The sequence below is a fragment of the Synechococcus sp. Cu2B8-bc1011 genome, from assembly GCF_047302735.1.
Classification (GTDB): domain Bacteria; phylum Cyanobacteriota; class Cyanobacteriia; order PCC-6307; family Cyanobiaceae; genus Synechococcus_C.
Map to the genome: position 1 here is coordinate 1,660,080 of NZ_CP138915.1, position 15,010 is coordinate 1,675,089.

A 15,010-nucleotide genomic window follows, 5' to 3' on the forward strand; every position below is an offset into this window, starting at 1 on the left:
ATTACTATTTGATTAGTCGCACTCGGTTCGATTGGATAGTTATTCTCCTGTTGTTGATAATTCGGCTGACGAAGCGTCTGTTGCTGAGGAAAACAAAAATAATTTTGTGCCCAATAGTCAGCCCCATCAGGGTGCTGGAGTCGCAGACAATCCCGAAGGTGCCACAAAATATAATAACGTCGATATTGAGACTCCCGTTGTTGAAGTCGCTGAGCCGTCACCTCTCGGCCAGCAAGTCACTAGTGATATAGACAATATTTCCTTAGATAATGGTGGTGGTTTAGGTACCAGCATTGATCCGTTTTCTGCAGATTTAGCAGAAGCATTCACGATTGCTGATCTTTCTCCTGCAAATTTATTCACAGCGCCCCTTGCAGAATCGTCAGACGAAGACATTCCTCAATTGCAGGCGTTTGCTCCCGATGATGAACCAGTTGCAGAAACTGAAATAGAACCAGAACCAGAACCAGAACCAGAACCAGAACCAACTCCAACTCCAGATCCCATTGTTTTTCCGGACCAAGAGGAAATTCTCTTTGAGGCCAACCTCAATCCGGATGGCACCTTTTCTTTTGCCTTCGATACTCCGGTTTCGGTTTCCGGTGATTTTGCTAATCAATCCGACCGCTTCGGCGTTGTCACAGGCATCCAAATTAATGGTGTTGATTTCAACGTCGGCGACACCATCTTCCTCTCGCAGGACCAGACCGGTGGGACGGTCGATGGACCCATTTCCGCTTTGACAGTCTCCAGCGCCGACGATCGCGCTGAACTCCTCATCAATGCTAACGGCACCTATACCTACACCCTCACCGATAACTTTCTTCTCTCCAATCCTGCTAGCGATCCCACCAATCCCAATTCTCAAACCAATGTCATCTCCGACAACATCTCTGGCTTCCTCGGTGGCATCACGGTTTTTGCAGAAGATACTGATGGTGTCCAGGTCAATGGCGGCAATGGCATCTCCCTGACGCTCAACGTTGTTGACGACATCCCAGTCAGCACCGTTGCACCAGCAGTCTCCGCCGCTGCTTTGGATGAGGCCAACCTCGCCGAGGGCACGGACCCAGACAGCTTTCTGCTCGCCACAACAGGCGATCTCTCCTCCATTACGGGCACCAATTACGGAGCCGATGGCTTTGGCGGCGTCACTGGCATCGACATCAACGGAGCTTCCTTCGTTGCTGGCACCACCATTTATCTCTCGCAGGCGGCCACCGTCGATTCAGCCATCGCGGCTTCGACCACATCCGCCGCCGACGATCGCGCTGAACTCGTCATCAATGCCGATGGCAGCTATACCTTCACGCTTAACGATAACTTCCTTCTCTCCGACCCCAGCGACCCCACCGCTCAGACCGAGGATATTTCCTCGCTCCTCGGTGTCATCACCGTCTTTGCAGTAGATGGCGATGGCGACCAGGTCAATAACGGCAATGGCATCGCTCTGATCCTCCAGGTCATTGATGACGGCCCTGGCAATCCCACCTTGGTGGTCTCGGGCACGGAACCGATCGCCTTGACCTTCGACGGTGGACTCACCGACGGCAATTTCCCCGGCCCGGAACTCACGGGTGACACCAACACCTCTCCTGTCATTGCGGCAGTTGATTTCTCAAGCGCCTTCACCGCAGGCAATCTTGCTGATTTCGGCGCCGATGGCGCTGGCACCGCAAGCACCGTCTCCTATTCACTCGGCTTGGCCACTGGCGTCAGCAATGGTGATGCCTCTGGTCTCTTCAGTGGCGGCACCGCCATCACCCTCTCCGAATCCAACGGTGTGATCACAGGGACCGCGGGCGCCGCTACCGCCTTCACCCTCGCCGTTGATTCCACCACTGGCGTGGTCACCTTGACCCAATCCCTCGCGATTGATCACTCACAGAGCGACACCTACAACGGCGCCTACATCGACGACCTCGCTTCGCTCGCCAACGGCCTGATCCAACTCAACGCCTCCGCCTCCGCCACCACCGATTCCGACGGCGATTCCTCGTCCACCGCCTCCGCCTCTCTCGATCTCGGCGGCAACATCCAATTCGGCGATGACGGCCCTGGCAATCCCACCTTGGTGGTCTCGGGCACGGAACCGATCGCCTTGACCTTCGACGGTGGACTCACCGACGGCAATTTCCCCGGCCCGGAACTCACGGGTGACACCAACACCTCTCCTGTCATTGCGGCAGTTGATTTCTCAAGCGCCTTCACCGCAGGCAATCTTGCTGATTTCGGCGCCGATGGCGCTGGCACCGCAAGCACCGTCTCCTATTCACTCGGCTTGGCCACTGGCGTCAGCAATGGTGATGCCTCTGGTCTCTTCAGTGGCGGCACCGCCATCACCCTCTCCGAATCCAACGGTGTGATCACAGGGACCGCGGGCGCCGCTACCGCCTTCACCCTCGCCGTTGATTCCACCACTGGCGTGGTCACCTTGACCCAATCCCTCGCGATTGATCACTCACAGAGCGACACCTACAACGGCGCCTACATCGACGACCTCGCTTCGCTCGCCAACGGCCTGATCCAACTCAACGCCTCCGCCTCCGCCACCACCGATTCCGACGGCGATTCCTCGTCCACCGCCTCCGCCTCTCTCGATCTCGGCGGCAACATCCAATTCGGCGATGACGGCCCTGGCAATCCCACCTTGGTGGTCTCGGGCACGGAACCGATCGCCTTGACCTTCGACGGTGGACTCACCGACGGCAATTTCCCCGGCCCGGAACTCACGGGTGACACCAACACCTCTCCTGTCATTGCGGCAGTTGATTTCTCAAGCGCCTTCACCGCAGGCAATCTTGCTGATTTCGGCGCCGATGGCGCTGGCACCGCAAGCACCGTCTCCTATTCACTCGGCTTGGCCACTGGCGTCAGCAATGGTGATGCCTCTGGTCTCTTCAGTGGCGGCACCGCCATCACCCTCTCCGAATCCAACGGTGTGATCACAGGGACCGCGGGCGCCGCTACCGCCTTCACCCTCGCCGTTGATTCCACCACTGGCGTGGTCACCTTGACCCAATCCCTCGCGATTGATCACTCACAGAGCGACACCTACAACGGCGCCTACATCGACGACCTCGCTTCGCTCGCCAACGGCCTGATCCAACTCAACGCCTCCGCCTCCGCCACCACCGATTCCGACGGCGATTCCTCGTCCACCGCCTCCGCCTCTCTCGATCTCGGCGGCAACATCCAATTCGGCGATGACGGCCCTGGCAATCCCACCTTGGTGGTCTCGGGCACGGAACCGATCGCCTTGACCTTCGACGGTGGACTCACCGACGGCAATTTCCCCGGCCCGGAACTCACGGGTGACACCAACACCTCTCCTGTCATTGCGGCAGTTGATTTCTCAAGCGCCTTCACCGCAGGCAATCTTGCTGATTTCGGCGCCGATGGCGCTGGCACCGCAAGCACCGTCTCCTATTCACTCGGCTTGGCCACTGGCGTCAGCAATGGTGATGCCTCTGGTCTCTTCAGTGGCGGCACCGCCATCACCCTCTCCGAATCCAACGGTGTGATCACAGGGACCGCGGGCGCCGCTACCGCCTTCACCCTCGCCGTTGATTCCACCACTGGCGTGGTCACCTTGACCCAATCCCTCGCGATTGATCACTCACAGAGCGACACCTACAACGGCGCCTACATCGACGACCTCGCTTCGCTCGCCAACGGCCTGATCCAACTCAACGCCTCCGCCTCCGCCACCACCGATTCCGACGGCGATTCCTCGTCCACCGCCTCCGCCTCTCTCGATCTCGGCGGCAACATCCAATTCGGCGATGACGGCCCTGGCAATCCCACCTTGGTGGTCTCGGGCACGGAACCGATCGCCTTGACCTTCGACGGTGGACTCACCGACGGCAATTTCCCCGGCCCGGAACTCACGGGTGACACCAACACCTCTCCTGTCATTGCGGCAGTTGATTTCTCAAGCGCCTTCACCGCAGGCAATCTTGCTGATTTCGGCGCCGATGGCGCTGGCACCGCAAGCACCGTCTCCTATTCACTCGGCTTGGCCACTGGCGTCAGCAATGGTGATGCCTCTGGTCTCTTCAGTGGCGGCACCGCCATCACCCTCTCCGAATCCAACGGTGTGATCACAGGGACCGCGGGCGCCGCTACCGCCTTCACCCTCGCCGTTGATTCCACCACTGGCGTGGTCACCTTGACCCAATCCCTCGCGATTGATCACTCACAGAGCGACACCTACAACGGCGCCTACATCGACGACCTCGCTTCGCTCGCCAACGGCCTGATCCAACTCAACGCCTCCGCCTCCGCCACCACCGATTCCGACGGCGATTCCTCGTCCACCGCCTCCGCCTCTCTCGATCTCGGCGGCAACATCCAATTCGGCGATGACGGTCCAGAGATCGATCCAGGGATTTTTACAGCAAGCCAGTCACTGCAATTCAATGTTGTTGTTGGAGACAACAGAGGAGATAATCAAATCAACGGGACAACCAATTTCAACTACAGCGACTTCAGCAGAATTGCACTCGACTTTGATCCCATATATGCAAACCAAACAATTACAATTGACCTCGATGTAGAGATCAGCGGATCATGGAATTATGATGGTGTTGGATTTAACAACTTCTTCGATGACAATTGGTCCGTTTTTATACCAGATAACCCAGCTCAGGAAGCTGATTGGCGTTTAAATGGTGGCCCGGGATCCAGTGCAACAGCAGATGAGATCTTCTTTTATAACGCTGATGCAGGAGCCTCAGGCTACCCTCAACAAGAACCATTTTACAATAATTTATCAACCGAGGGAATTACTTATGCTCCCCCAAGTTCGATCAACGCGAATTTCACCTTTAACCATACAGCACAAGTAACAGGAACATTGAATGCAGATGGAAACTTTGAATTCTGGGTTGGCGGCGAAACGACTCAAAAAACTGAAATTGCGACGATCCAAGGAATAAGCAATGTGCAACTTACTGGGCCAGCACTTCCCGGAGAAGTGCTGATCCAAGTTGAAAATACAGACGCAACATACGCCAATCAAAACCTGGCTTCATGGGATTTTGGTGCAGATGGCATCAATAACCTTGATGGCTATGCAATTGACAATCTAACGCAAGGATATACAGGCGTGATATCCCAAGCTAATCAGACGGACGTTGAATTGATAATTTCAAAAGCGGGAAGTGCAGTTGCTGTACTGAATCTAAATTCAGATACAACCGCGACTGATTCTCTACAAATCATAGCGACAGGTCAACAAGAAGATATTGAGTTTGATCTAAAAGTGAAGGATGGCGACGAAGATATCGACTCTATAGAGTTCGACATAGAAATAGGTGCTGCAAATGTCAGCACAATCCCTGCAAATACCCAACTGTATCGAGACGAGTTCGAGGGCAGGAGTAATAACAGTCTTTGGTCAACAGCAGGCAGCTTTGCATCTGATATTGATGACGCGCTCGAAATACGACGTGGGGAAAACAACAGAGCAACCAAAACGTTTGAATTTGGATCAGAGAATGCAGGTAAAGATGTTAATGTTAGCTTCGACGCGCAAACTGTGAGCAATTGGGAACTGAGTGATAGGTTCACAGTCTCCGCTAACGGATCAACAGTTATTGATGAAAGTGACGACACAAACAACAGCACATTAAATTTTACGAGTACTCTTAATGCAAGCGGGCAACTCCTAGTAGAAATTCGTGTCTTTACTAACAGCGGGTCCGAAAAATTAGCGATTGATAATTTTACAATTGTTTCGGCCGAAGAATTTATTGAAACCAGCTTTTTAGCTGTTTTGCCAAATATAAACCCGATTAGTATAGATCTGGATCGTGATGGAAAGGTTGATTACCTATCTCGATCTGAAGGGCAAGTTTTCCAAGATGCAGAAACTAATATACTCAGCAATCTCGCCTGGGTTGCCCCAAACGATGGCTTACTGGTGATTGATGCAGATCAATCTGGCTCGATCAACGAGACACAGGAATTTGCTTTCACCGAGTGGAGCAATAATGCAGAAACTGATCTTCAAGCTGTAGCAGAAGTTTTCGACACGAATCAAGATGGCATCCTAGATGCTAGGGATGAAAGATTTGACGAGTTTGCAGTATGGCAGGATCTTAACTCTGACGCCATTACCGATGAAGGCGAGCTTTCTTCCTTGTCTGAACTTGGTATTGACAGCATCAACCTGACCTATCGCGATGACAGTGAAAGCCGTGTTGAAGTAGGCGGGGACGTGACGGTCTTCGGTCAAGCCACTGTGAGCTATGAAGACGGCAGTACAGCTCTAGCCGAAGACACATCATTCGCTCGATCCATCGTGTCTGACCAGTCTTCAACAGCCGATCCAATCGCTAGCGACACTGGTGACCAAGCAGCGACAACCCAGCTTGCTTCTCAAGATCTATCCACTGAAGTTTCAATCGACGCCTTGGTGAATCAGTTCATGGAATCTAATCCTGCTGAAGACGATCTCATTGCTCAGGTGCATCAAGAGCTGATGGACAATGGGGGGCCCGATTCAAACCCCATGAATCTCGAGACTCTTGATGATGAGTCCTATGGTAATGAAGAGAACGAAAACGATCTAGACATCGATGTAGATTTAGATTTAATGGTAGATGATTCCCTTTGCGAGATTCCACTCGAAATTGCTGACGATTCTCCTGTTTTTGCCTAACCATGATTGACATCACTTCTGCAGGCGCTGAAATTGAAGCATCGATCACTGATGTGGTCAGCCAGTTTTTGGATATGGCGCGTGGTGCTGAGATTGATTCGCCTGGTACGAGCACCCGTCAAGCTGGTTTGATGTATGAGCTGGATAGCTTGGTCAGTGATTTTCTTGATCAGAATCAGATTTCTTCCGAAGAATACAATTCTCTCGAACAGCAGGTTCTCAATTCAGTAGCTGAAGAGCTCATTCTCGACTCCGACCATCATGATTCGCTTGATCTTCGTGCCGATGATCAAGGAAATTACGATGCCGAGTCTGTTATGGCAGCCATTGATCTAGACCTTGGTTCGCTTGATGACCTCAACCTTCCATCTATGATGTCAGATGGGTTTGACGGACTCGATGTCTAAGCTCATTCAGTTAATGCCAAGGGATCTCGAGACGACTCAATGCTCAATTCAGATCGGCGAATTCTCTTGTTCTCTGATCAGCCCCCATCTACTTCTGTTGTTTTTAAACATCTAAAGTCTTGTCAGTTCTATGTTCTTTTTATTGATGAATTGACAGATCAACGGTTGTCTTCCAGTCTTGACGATCAGCCTGATTTAATCCTTTTCGATAGTGACCGTTTTCAATTTCAAGCCTCGCTTCAGTTGATTCGGTTCATTCGCTCTAAGAAGATATCTGTACCTGTGATTCATTTGGTTAGGGATGATCACTTTTTGGCACGTGTTCAATCTCTACAGGCTGGTGCTGATGATGTGTTGTCATTCCCTTTTGCTTACGAAGAGCTTGATGCCCGCTTGGATTCGCTCTTCCGCCGTGCATCGATGGGGACCAACCATCTCGATGGCGCAGTGCTTCGCCATACAGATCTAGAACTCAATACTGATACGCGAGAAGTCAGCCGTGACGGCATCTCCGCCAAACTTACGGTCAAAGAGTATGACCTATTGGTTTATTTCCTCCAGAACTCAGGCATAGTCTTGCTCCGCAAGACAATCTTGCATAATGTTTGGGGCCAAAGTTGGACTGGAGATGACAATCTTCTTGACGTTTATATCCGTTATTTGCGAAAGAAAATTGAGCGCCCGAAACTTGAAAAACTGATACACACTGTACGAGGTGTTGGCTATATCTTGAAGTAACGAAGCTACTAGTATCAGTCGGAGGTGGTCTGATCTCATCTCATTGTGTCGATTGGAGATCGAGTTGATTATGAGTCTGTAACTCCCTCAATCCGATCCTCAACCTCTTGATAGAGCTCCTGCAGTTGCTGAATGTTTTCGTCGGAGGTTTCCCAATATCCACGTCCATTCACCTCAAGCAAGGTTCCAACAATCCGCCTGAAACTATGGGGATTAAGCTCCAGCAAGCGTTTGCGCATTTCTGGATCATTGATGAATGTTTCATTGGCTTCTTCGTACACAAAGTTGTCTACAGAACCGCTTGTAGCACTCCATCCAAGCGTGAAGTTCAACCGCTTTGCGACTTCTCGAACCCCTTCATAACCAGAATCGAGCATGCCTTCATACCACTTTGGATTGAGCAGTTTGGTTCGTGAGTCCAGGCGAATCGTTTCACTTAAGGAGCGAACCTGAGCATTTGCCGTCGTTGTGTCTGCGATGTAGCTTGTTGGCGATTTTCCGTCATCGCGAAGTCCCTGAATCAACTTGGTGGGGTCGCTGTCGAAATAATGGCTCACATCGGTGAGTGAAATCTCAGCGGAGTCGAGATTTTGGAAGGTTACGTCTGCTGTCTTCATCACTGATTCGAAGACTTCACGCTTTTGATCCATTTCGCCTGGATTATCGGCATTAAAGGCAAAAGTTTTGCGAGAGAGGTACATCTCCTGAAGCTCTCCCTCTTCTTCCCAGGTGCTGTTTTCTACAGCCAGGTTCACATTGGAGCTGTAGCTACCGCTTGCGTTGGAAAAGACACGGCAAGCAGCATCACGAAGACTTGTTCCTTCTTTCTCGGCTTGTTCCAGAGCATGTTTTCGAACAAAGTTCTGATCAATAGATTCCTCCGATTCGGCAGCCATTTTCACGCCTTGATCAATCAGGGCCATCTGATTGATAAACAAGTCTCGGAACACACCCGAACAATTCACCACAACATCGATCCTTGGTCGCCCTAGTTCTTCCAGGGGAATGAGTTCTAGTTTGTTGACCCTTCCTAGGGAGTCGGGAACCGGGCGAACTCCGATAAACCAAAGGATTTGTGCGAGTGATTCTCCGTAGGTTTTGATGTTGTCTGTTCCCCAGAGCACGCAAGCGATCGTTTCAGGCCATTCACCCTGTTCTTCTCTCTGTCGTTCGATCAGTTTGTCCACCACAACCTTGGCTGCAGCCACTGCTGCTCTGGTAGGAATTGCTTGAGGATCGAGAGCGTGAATGTTTTTGCCACTCGGTAGTACGCCTGGATTCCTGATTGGGTCTCCTCCGGGGCCAGGCAGAACGTATTCCCCATCGAGAGCTCTTAACAGGCTCTCCATTTCCATATCTGCGCAGATTTGCTGGAGGCAGAAACGCAAATAGGTAAACAGGCTGTCAAGCGCCGTGCTGTCAACGTTGGTAAAACCACCAGCCGAACAGGCTCTGAACCAAGGTGTTGGCCGTTTGAATCCAAACCGAGAGATCAGATCAAGGAACCAAGCAAACTTTTCGCGCATATTGACGCGACCGTCGCTCCCTGTCAGAGACCGCACCATGGATCCCACCGCAGCACGGGAAACTTCTGTGATTGTGCGATTGAGTTCCACGTCTTCAAGAACGCCATCATCATTGCCTCGATAGATGTCATCGATTTGGCGGCCAAGGGATTCAGCCAGTAGTCCCGGTAAGGAACGAAGGCCGTCTTCTTCTCGCTCCAAGGCGGCAATACTCACCAGCGTTGCAATCGCTTCTTCTGCCGTAGGCGGCTTACCGATGGTATGAAGGCCGCAGGGAAGCAGGCGACTTTCAATTTCCATCAACTGGCGGTAGATCGCCCCAACAATCGCGTCTCGATTTTCGAGAGTTAGATCAGATGAATCATCGTCGGGCAGAGCAACATCTTTATCAAGATTGCACAGGCGTGCGGTTTCTACGATCGCATTCACGATTTGAACTCCCCGAGCACTTTCTCTCAGTTGTTGATAGGAACCCACCAACTCACCAAGCTCTTTGAGTCCTTTGTAAAGGCCAGCATTTTCGGCTGGTGGTGTGAGGTAACTAATTGTGGATGCATAACCTCGACGTTTTGCGATTGTTGCTTCCGATGGATTATTGGCTGCGTAGTAATAGAGGTTGGGTAAGGCTCCGATCAGGGAGTCTGGGTAACAGGTTTCACTCATGCCCATTTGCTTGCCGGGCATAAATTCAAGTGATCCATGTGTGCCGAAGTGGAGCACGGCATCGGCCCCCCAAATCTTTTCTAAGTACGTGTAATAGGCTGCAAAACCATGATGAGGACTTGCGCTGCGTGAATAGAGAAGGCGCATAGGATCACCTTCATAACCAAAAGTTGGTTGAACCCCTACAAAGATATTTCCAAAATGACGTCCATAGATCAATAAATTTTGTCCGTCGCTATTCAAATTACCTGGTGGTTTCCCCCAGTTTTCTTCTAAACGTTCTGAATAAGGAGTTAGCCTTTCATACTCTTCAACGCTCATTCGATGCGCGATCGAGAGTTCTGGTGATCCTTGAAGGGCTTCTGGATCGTTGATCACTGTCTCCATGAGTGCCTTGGCATCCCGTGGCATGTCCTGAACGTCGTATCCCTTGGCCTTCATCTCCTGAAGAACCCTGTGAATCGAATCGAACACATTGAGATAGGCCGCCGTTCCTACATTTCCCTTGTCTGGGGGAAAGCTAAAAACGGTAATGGCTAGCTTTTTGTCTTTACGTGGTTTCAGGCCTAATGATGACCATCGGATTGCTCTTTCAGCAATCGCATCCACGCGATCTTGCAGGGTATGAGCTTTACCCGTGGCGTCATCACGACCAGACAAAACAATGGGTTCGATTGCGCCGTCTAACTCTGGAATCGCGATTTGCAGTGCTACCTGTACTGGGTGAAGGCCTAAATCACTTTTTTCCCATTCTTGCGTGGTTTGAAAGACCAAGGGCAGGGCAACCATGTATGGCCTATTGAGCTTTTTCAGCGATTCAACGGCCTTGGGATGGTCCTGACGCGCTGGACCTCCAACTAAGGCAAAACCTGTAAGAGACACAATGCTGTCCACTAAAGGCTGCTCTGAATTGAGCGGGTCGTAGAAAAAAGCATTGACAGGTTTTGAAAAATCAAGACCTCCGCAGAAGATCGGAATAACGCGTGCACCTCGGAACTCAAGTTCTTGGATGGTTGCCACGTAGTGGGCATCGTCTCCAGTCACGATGTGACTGCGCTGGAGCACGAGACCAATCACTGGTCCCTTGCGGGCTTTGTCGCTGAGATCTGGGCGACTCGCCATCCAATTCAAATATTCCTTTAAATCCTCAAACATTTGAGGTGCTAGCGGGTGCCAAATCCCGAGATCAGGAAAGACTTCTGGATCTGCAACTGCTACTTCAGGACGCCCATCACCATCTGATGCTGGAAATACATATTTATCAGCCAGCATCAACAGAAAATTTCGGAGATTATCTGGTGTGCCACCCAACCAATATTGGAAACTAAGCATGAAGCTGCGAGCATCTTGCGCTTTCTCGACGGGCAAATACTTGAGCACCGTTGGAAGCGTATTCAAGAGCTTGAGCATGGCGTCTTGAAAACCTGCACCTCCAGCTTCTTTTCGCTTTTTCATGAAGCCGGCGATCGCGCTTTTGCTCTGCCCGAGTTGAGCCATCGAGAAGCTGCCTAACTTGTTGAGGCGCATGACCTCGGGCATCGAGGGGAAGACGACCGCGGCTTTCAGGCGATCGCGGTGAGGACTGACTGCATCAACAACTTTTTGGGCGAGATCTTCAATGAAAATGAGCGATCCAATAAAGACGTCGGTCTCAGCAACATCTTTTTGAAAATCTGCATAATTATGTTCATCACGAAGTTCCTCAATCAGATAGCCGCAGAGTTCAATCCCAATGGGACCATCTTGCGCATTGAGACTGATCGCTGCTTGTGTTAATGCACTTTGATATTGCGGTTCAAGAACGACGTAGACGGCCTTCATGACCGATTGATGATTGTTGTTCTCAGCAGGAATAATCCGACGATCAGCGGAACGGACCTGCGTAAACATCAGCTCAATTGAGGAATGTAAAGAAGCTTACGTGTGTCTGTGTCGCTCTGCTCGAGATCTGCATTTCGTGTTACATCCGCGCTTGGCCCCATAGGCTGAGTCCATCTGCAACACGTTCATGAGCGACATCCAGACCGGTTCGATACCCGTTGTGGTGACCGGTGCGCTGGGTCGAATGGGTGCTGAGGTGATTCGAGCAGTTCAAATGGCTCCCGATTGCCATCTGGTGGGTGCAGTGGACAACACACCCGGCAAAGAGGGACAGGACGTGGGCGAATTATTGGGGCTTCAGTCCCTGGAGGTGGCTGTTACTGCGGATCTCGAAGGCTGCTTGTGTTCTGCGAGTCAGGCCGTCCGAGATGCCGGGCCTGGGAAAGGAGCCGTCATGGTGGATTTCACCCACCCCTCTGTGGTGTATGCCAACACCAGGGCTGCGATCGCCTATGGCGTGCATCCTGTGATCGGGACCACGGGGTTGTCACCCGCCCAACTTGATGATCTCCAATCGTTTTCCGATAAGGCATCCATTGGTGGAGCTGTGATTCCTAACTTCTCTGTGGGAATGGTGTTGCTTCAGCAGGCTGCTGCCGCTGCTGCCCGGTTTTATGACCATGCCGAATTGACTGAGCTCCATCACAACCGCAAGGCTGATGCTCCAAGCGGAACCTGCATCAAAACAGCCGAACTCATGGAAGAGCTAGGCAAACAATTTAATGAACCAGAAGTGGATGAGCATGAATCTCTGGCTGGGAGCCGCGGTGGGCAGCGTCCGAGTGGATTGCGGTTGCATTCTTTGCGTTTGCCTGGACTAGTGGCTCATCAAGAAGTGATGTTTGGCTCTCCAGGTGAGACCTACACCCTGCGGCACGACACTATTGATCGGGCCGCATACATGCCAGGTGTCTTGCTTTGCATCCGTAAAGTGCGACAACTACAGGCGCTGGTTTACGGCCTCGAGCGTCTTCTTTAGGGGTTGGCAGGATGTTGATTCCGCTTCGTCCCGGTGAGTTGCATCGGTTGATACCCGCTGTTGCCACTGGTCAACAATTCAAAGCTGCCCTTGGCAATCCCCGAAAAGTTCTCCAGCGTGTGCTGATTGCCACGATTGGGGGAGTGATCACTCTGTTAATCAGTCAGAGCCAGTTATCCAGTCGATGGGGCTCGATCTTGTTAATGATCGGCGTTGTGTTTTTGCTCTATGTCCTTTGGGGGCCGATCTTAGAAGCCGGTCGAAAAAATGCCGTTTTACGCCGCTATCCCTCGGCTGCTCTTTTTGAGGGGGAGATTGTTAAGGCCTATCGGCAGGAGCGAGTCGAAAATCAACGGGAGCAGGCTGATGCTCGCGGCCAGCTCGAATTGATTGAAAACCGAAGGACGTGGATGGTGTTGGAGCTCGCCGATGAGGACGGTTATCTCGGAAGAATCTCCTTTCCAATGACGAAACAGCATGCATCGATTCGCTCCGGAGTGTTGATCCGTTGTGTGGTGCTGAGTGACCGCAACGACTTTTCAAGATTGGGCGCTCTTACGGATGCTTGGCTTCCTGGTCTGCGGATGTGGATCGGTGAGTACCCCTATCTGCTTCGACCTGCGTTCGAAGACCTCTGCCGCATGCGCTTGCGCAACGTTTCTTCACAAATGGGTTACACTTCTTAACGAACGGCAGAACTCCGATGACTCAGGCCTCTACAAACGCAGCAACCATCCGCGGTGCAACCGTAACCACAGAAGATGGTGGTCGTCTCAACGCATTTGCCACAGAGCCACGGATGCAGGTTGTGGATGTTGAGAGCGGTTGGGGCTTTCACGACCGTGCAGAAAAGCTAAACGGCCGCATGGCCATGCTTGGTTTCATTGCTTTGCTTGCAACTGAATTGGCCATGGGTGGTGAAGCCTTCACCCGTGGACTTCTCGGCATCGGCTGATCTAAGTGATGACCGGCTCCCTAGCTCCGATTCGGATCAATGGAGCCGGTCCAACAGGCAGTTTGCTTGCCATTGGGCTTGCAAATGTTGGTTATTCCATTCATCTCTTTGATCCCCTGAGCGCAGATCAAATCTGTTCTCGAAGTAGGGCTTATGCTTTAACTCATTCCTCAAGACGTTTCCTGACGCGATTAGGCCTTTGGAATGAGTTGGCCCCATTTTTGTCACCCTTTAAGACCTTGAGTCTTGAAGATCGTGCTATTAACCGAACTGTAGATTTTACAGAATCTGATCTCCATTCCTCGAATAGATCATCCCGTGCTGTTGGATGGATTTTGGATCACACGTCCTTGATGAAGCTCTTGATGAGCAGACTTGAGAGATCCACCCATGTGAAGCTTTACCTCGGCGAAGCTTCCTCTCAACCACTTCATTCCATTCATGATTTTGGATTGGTGATTGCAGCCGATGGTCCTCGCTCACCAACAAGATCCCAACTCAAGTTTTCTTGGTGGTCTCACGCCTACTCGCAGGGTTGCTTAACTGCAAAAGTACGTTTTCGCAATATTGATTCTGAAACAGCTTTCGAATGCTTTAGGCCCGAAGGCCCTCTGGCCATTTTGCCACTTGGAAATTCAGACTTTCAAGTTGTTTGGAGTGCCCCTCTTGATCGATGTCGTCAGTTGGCTGCTCTTCAGGCATCGGCCTTTTTAGATGATCTTTCTACGATCCTTCCCCGTGGTCTTGAGCCAGATGCATTGCTCGATTCCCCCGCAGCATTCCCATTAGAGATTAGTTTGGCGCCAAAACTGCATCAAGATAATGTTGTCCTTGTAGGTGAATCTGGACATCGCTGTCATCCTGTGGGAGGTCAGGGTCTCAATCTTTGTTGGCGCGATGCTGAAACTCTTCTTCGGCTGATGACATCTGCTTCCTCCATTCGGCGGGGTCTAAAAGCAGTTCCTACTCGTTACACTAGACGACGTTATCTTGATGTGTTATCTGTTGGCTTTGCGACCGATCTTCTCGTTCGTTTGTTCTCCAACCGTCAGTCAGCACTTCTTCTTGTTCGTCGTTTTGGGCTCTTCATGCTCAAGCACTCTCCATGGATGCGCCGTGTTTCGCTTCAGGCGATGTCTGACGGACCGTGCACTCTGCTGCATCACTTGCCAAAGTGAGAGCAATTGATTGGTT

General features: G+C 51.4%; 8 protein-coding genes. 7 read left to right on the forward strand and 1 reads right to left on the reverse strand.

Annotated elements, in window-relative coordinates; genetic code table 11:
* Positions 1–31 precede the first annotated feature (31 nt).
* Genes SIC18_RS08690 through SIC18_RS08700 form a run of 3 tightly spaced genes read left to right on the forward strand, consistent with a single transcriptional unit; the run spans position 32 to position 7,812 of the window.
* Positions 32–6,667, forward strand: coding sequence for a beta strand repeat-containing protein (locus SIC18_RS08690; protein ID WP_413429343.1), 6,636 nt, complete (start codon positions 32–34; stop codon positions 6,665–6,667).
* Between the two features lie 2 nt (positions 6,668–6,669).
* Positions 6,670–7,074 carry a hypothetical protein gene (locus tag SIC18_RS08695; RefSeq protein ID WP_413429344.1) on the forward strand — a complete coding sequence of 135 codons (405 nt, stop codon included), beginning with the start codon at positions 6,670–6,672 and terminating at the stop codon, positions 7,072–7,074.
* Positions 7,075–7,113: 39 nt separating this feature from the next.
* The gene (locus tag SIC18_RS08700; RefSeq protein ID WP_413429345.1) at positions 7,114–7,812 is read left to right on the forward strand and encodes a winged helix-turn-helix domain-containing protein; all 699 of its coding nucleotides are present in this window, start codon (positions 7,114–7,116) and stop codon (positions 7,810–7,812) included.
* A 68-nt stretch (positions 7,813–7,880) separates the two neighbouring features.
* Here the strand turns inward: SIC18_RS08700 and SIC18_RS08705 are convergent, their stop codons facing one another.
* Positions 7,881–11,891 carry a magnesium chelatase subunit H gene (locus tag SIC18_RS08705; protein WP_413429346.1) on the reverse strand — a complete coding sequence of 1,337 codons (4,011 nt, stop codon included), beginning with the start codon at positions 11,889–11,891 and terminating at the stop codon, positions 7,881–7,883.
* Positions 11,892–12,009: 118 nt separating this feature from the next.
* Here SIC18_RS08705 and dapB point away from each other — a divergent pair, with 118 nt between their 5' ends.
* Genes dapB through SIC18_RS08725 form a run of 4 tightly spaced genes read left to right on the forward strand, consistent with a single transcriptional unit; the run spans position 12,010 to position 14,994 of the window.
* On the forward strand, positions 12,010–12,861 hold the full coding sequence (gene dapB, locus SIC18_RS08710; protein WP_250395771.1) for a 4-hydroxy-tetrahydrodipicolinate reductase: 852 nt from the start codon (positions 12,010–12,012) through the stop codon (positions 12,859–12,861).
* A gap of 11 nt (positions 12,862–12,872) precedes the next feature.
* A complete protein-coding gene (locus tag SIC18_RS08715; RefSeq protein WP_048346374.1) occupies positions 12,873–13,547 on the forward strand; it encodes a hypothetical protein in 675 nt (224 codons plus the stop codon).
* Positions 13,548–13,564: 17 nt separating this feature from the next.
* A complete protein-coding gene (locus SIC18_RS08720) occupies positions 13,565–13,816 on the forward strand; it encodes a hypothetical protein (protein ID WP_048346375.1) in 252 nt (83 codons plus the stop codon).
* An 8-nt stretch (positions 13,817–13,824) separates the two neighbouring features.
* A complete protein-coding gene (locus SIC18_RS08725) occupies positions 13,825–14,994 on the forward strand; it encodes an FAD-dependent monooxygenase (RefSeq protein ID WP_413429347.1) in 1,170 nt (389 codons plus the stop codon).
* Positions 14,995–15,010 lie beyond the last annotated feature (16 nt).

What these genes read in the sequence shown, in the direction of transcription:
- SIC18_RS08725 (WP_413429347.1), top strand. Translation starts at nt 13,825, where the DNA reads ATGACCGGCTCCCTAGCTCCGATTCGGATCAATGGAGCCGGTCCAACA.
- SIC18_RS08715 (WP_048346374.1), top strand. Translation starts at nt 12,873, where the DNA reads ATGTTGATTCCGCTTCGTCCCGGTGAGTTGCATCGGTTGATACCCGCT.
- dapB (WP_250395771.1), top strand. Translation starts at nt 12,010, where the DNA reads ATGAGCGACATCCAGACCGGTTCGATACCCGTTGTGGTGACCGGTGCG.
- SIC18_RS08700 (WP_413429345.1), top strand. Translation starts at nt 7,114, where the DNA reads ATGCTCAATTCAGATCGGCGAATTCTCTTGTTCTCTGATCAGCCCCCA.
- SIC18_RS08695 (WP_413429344.1), top strand. Translation starts at nt 6,670, where the DNA reads ATGATTGACATCACTTCTGCAGGCGCTGAAATTGAAGCATCGATCACT.
- SIC18_RS08705 (WP_413429346.1), bottom strand. Translation starts at nt 11,891, where the DNA reads ATGTTTACGCAGGTCCGTTCCGCTGATCGTCGGATTATTCCTGCTGAG.
- SIC18_RS08720 (WP_048346375.1), top strand. Translation starts at nt 13,565, where the DNA reads ATGACTCAGGCCTCTACAAACGCAGCAACCATCCGCGGTGCAACCGTA.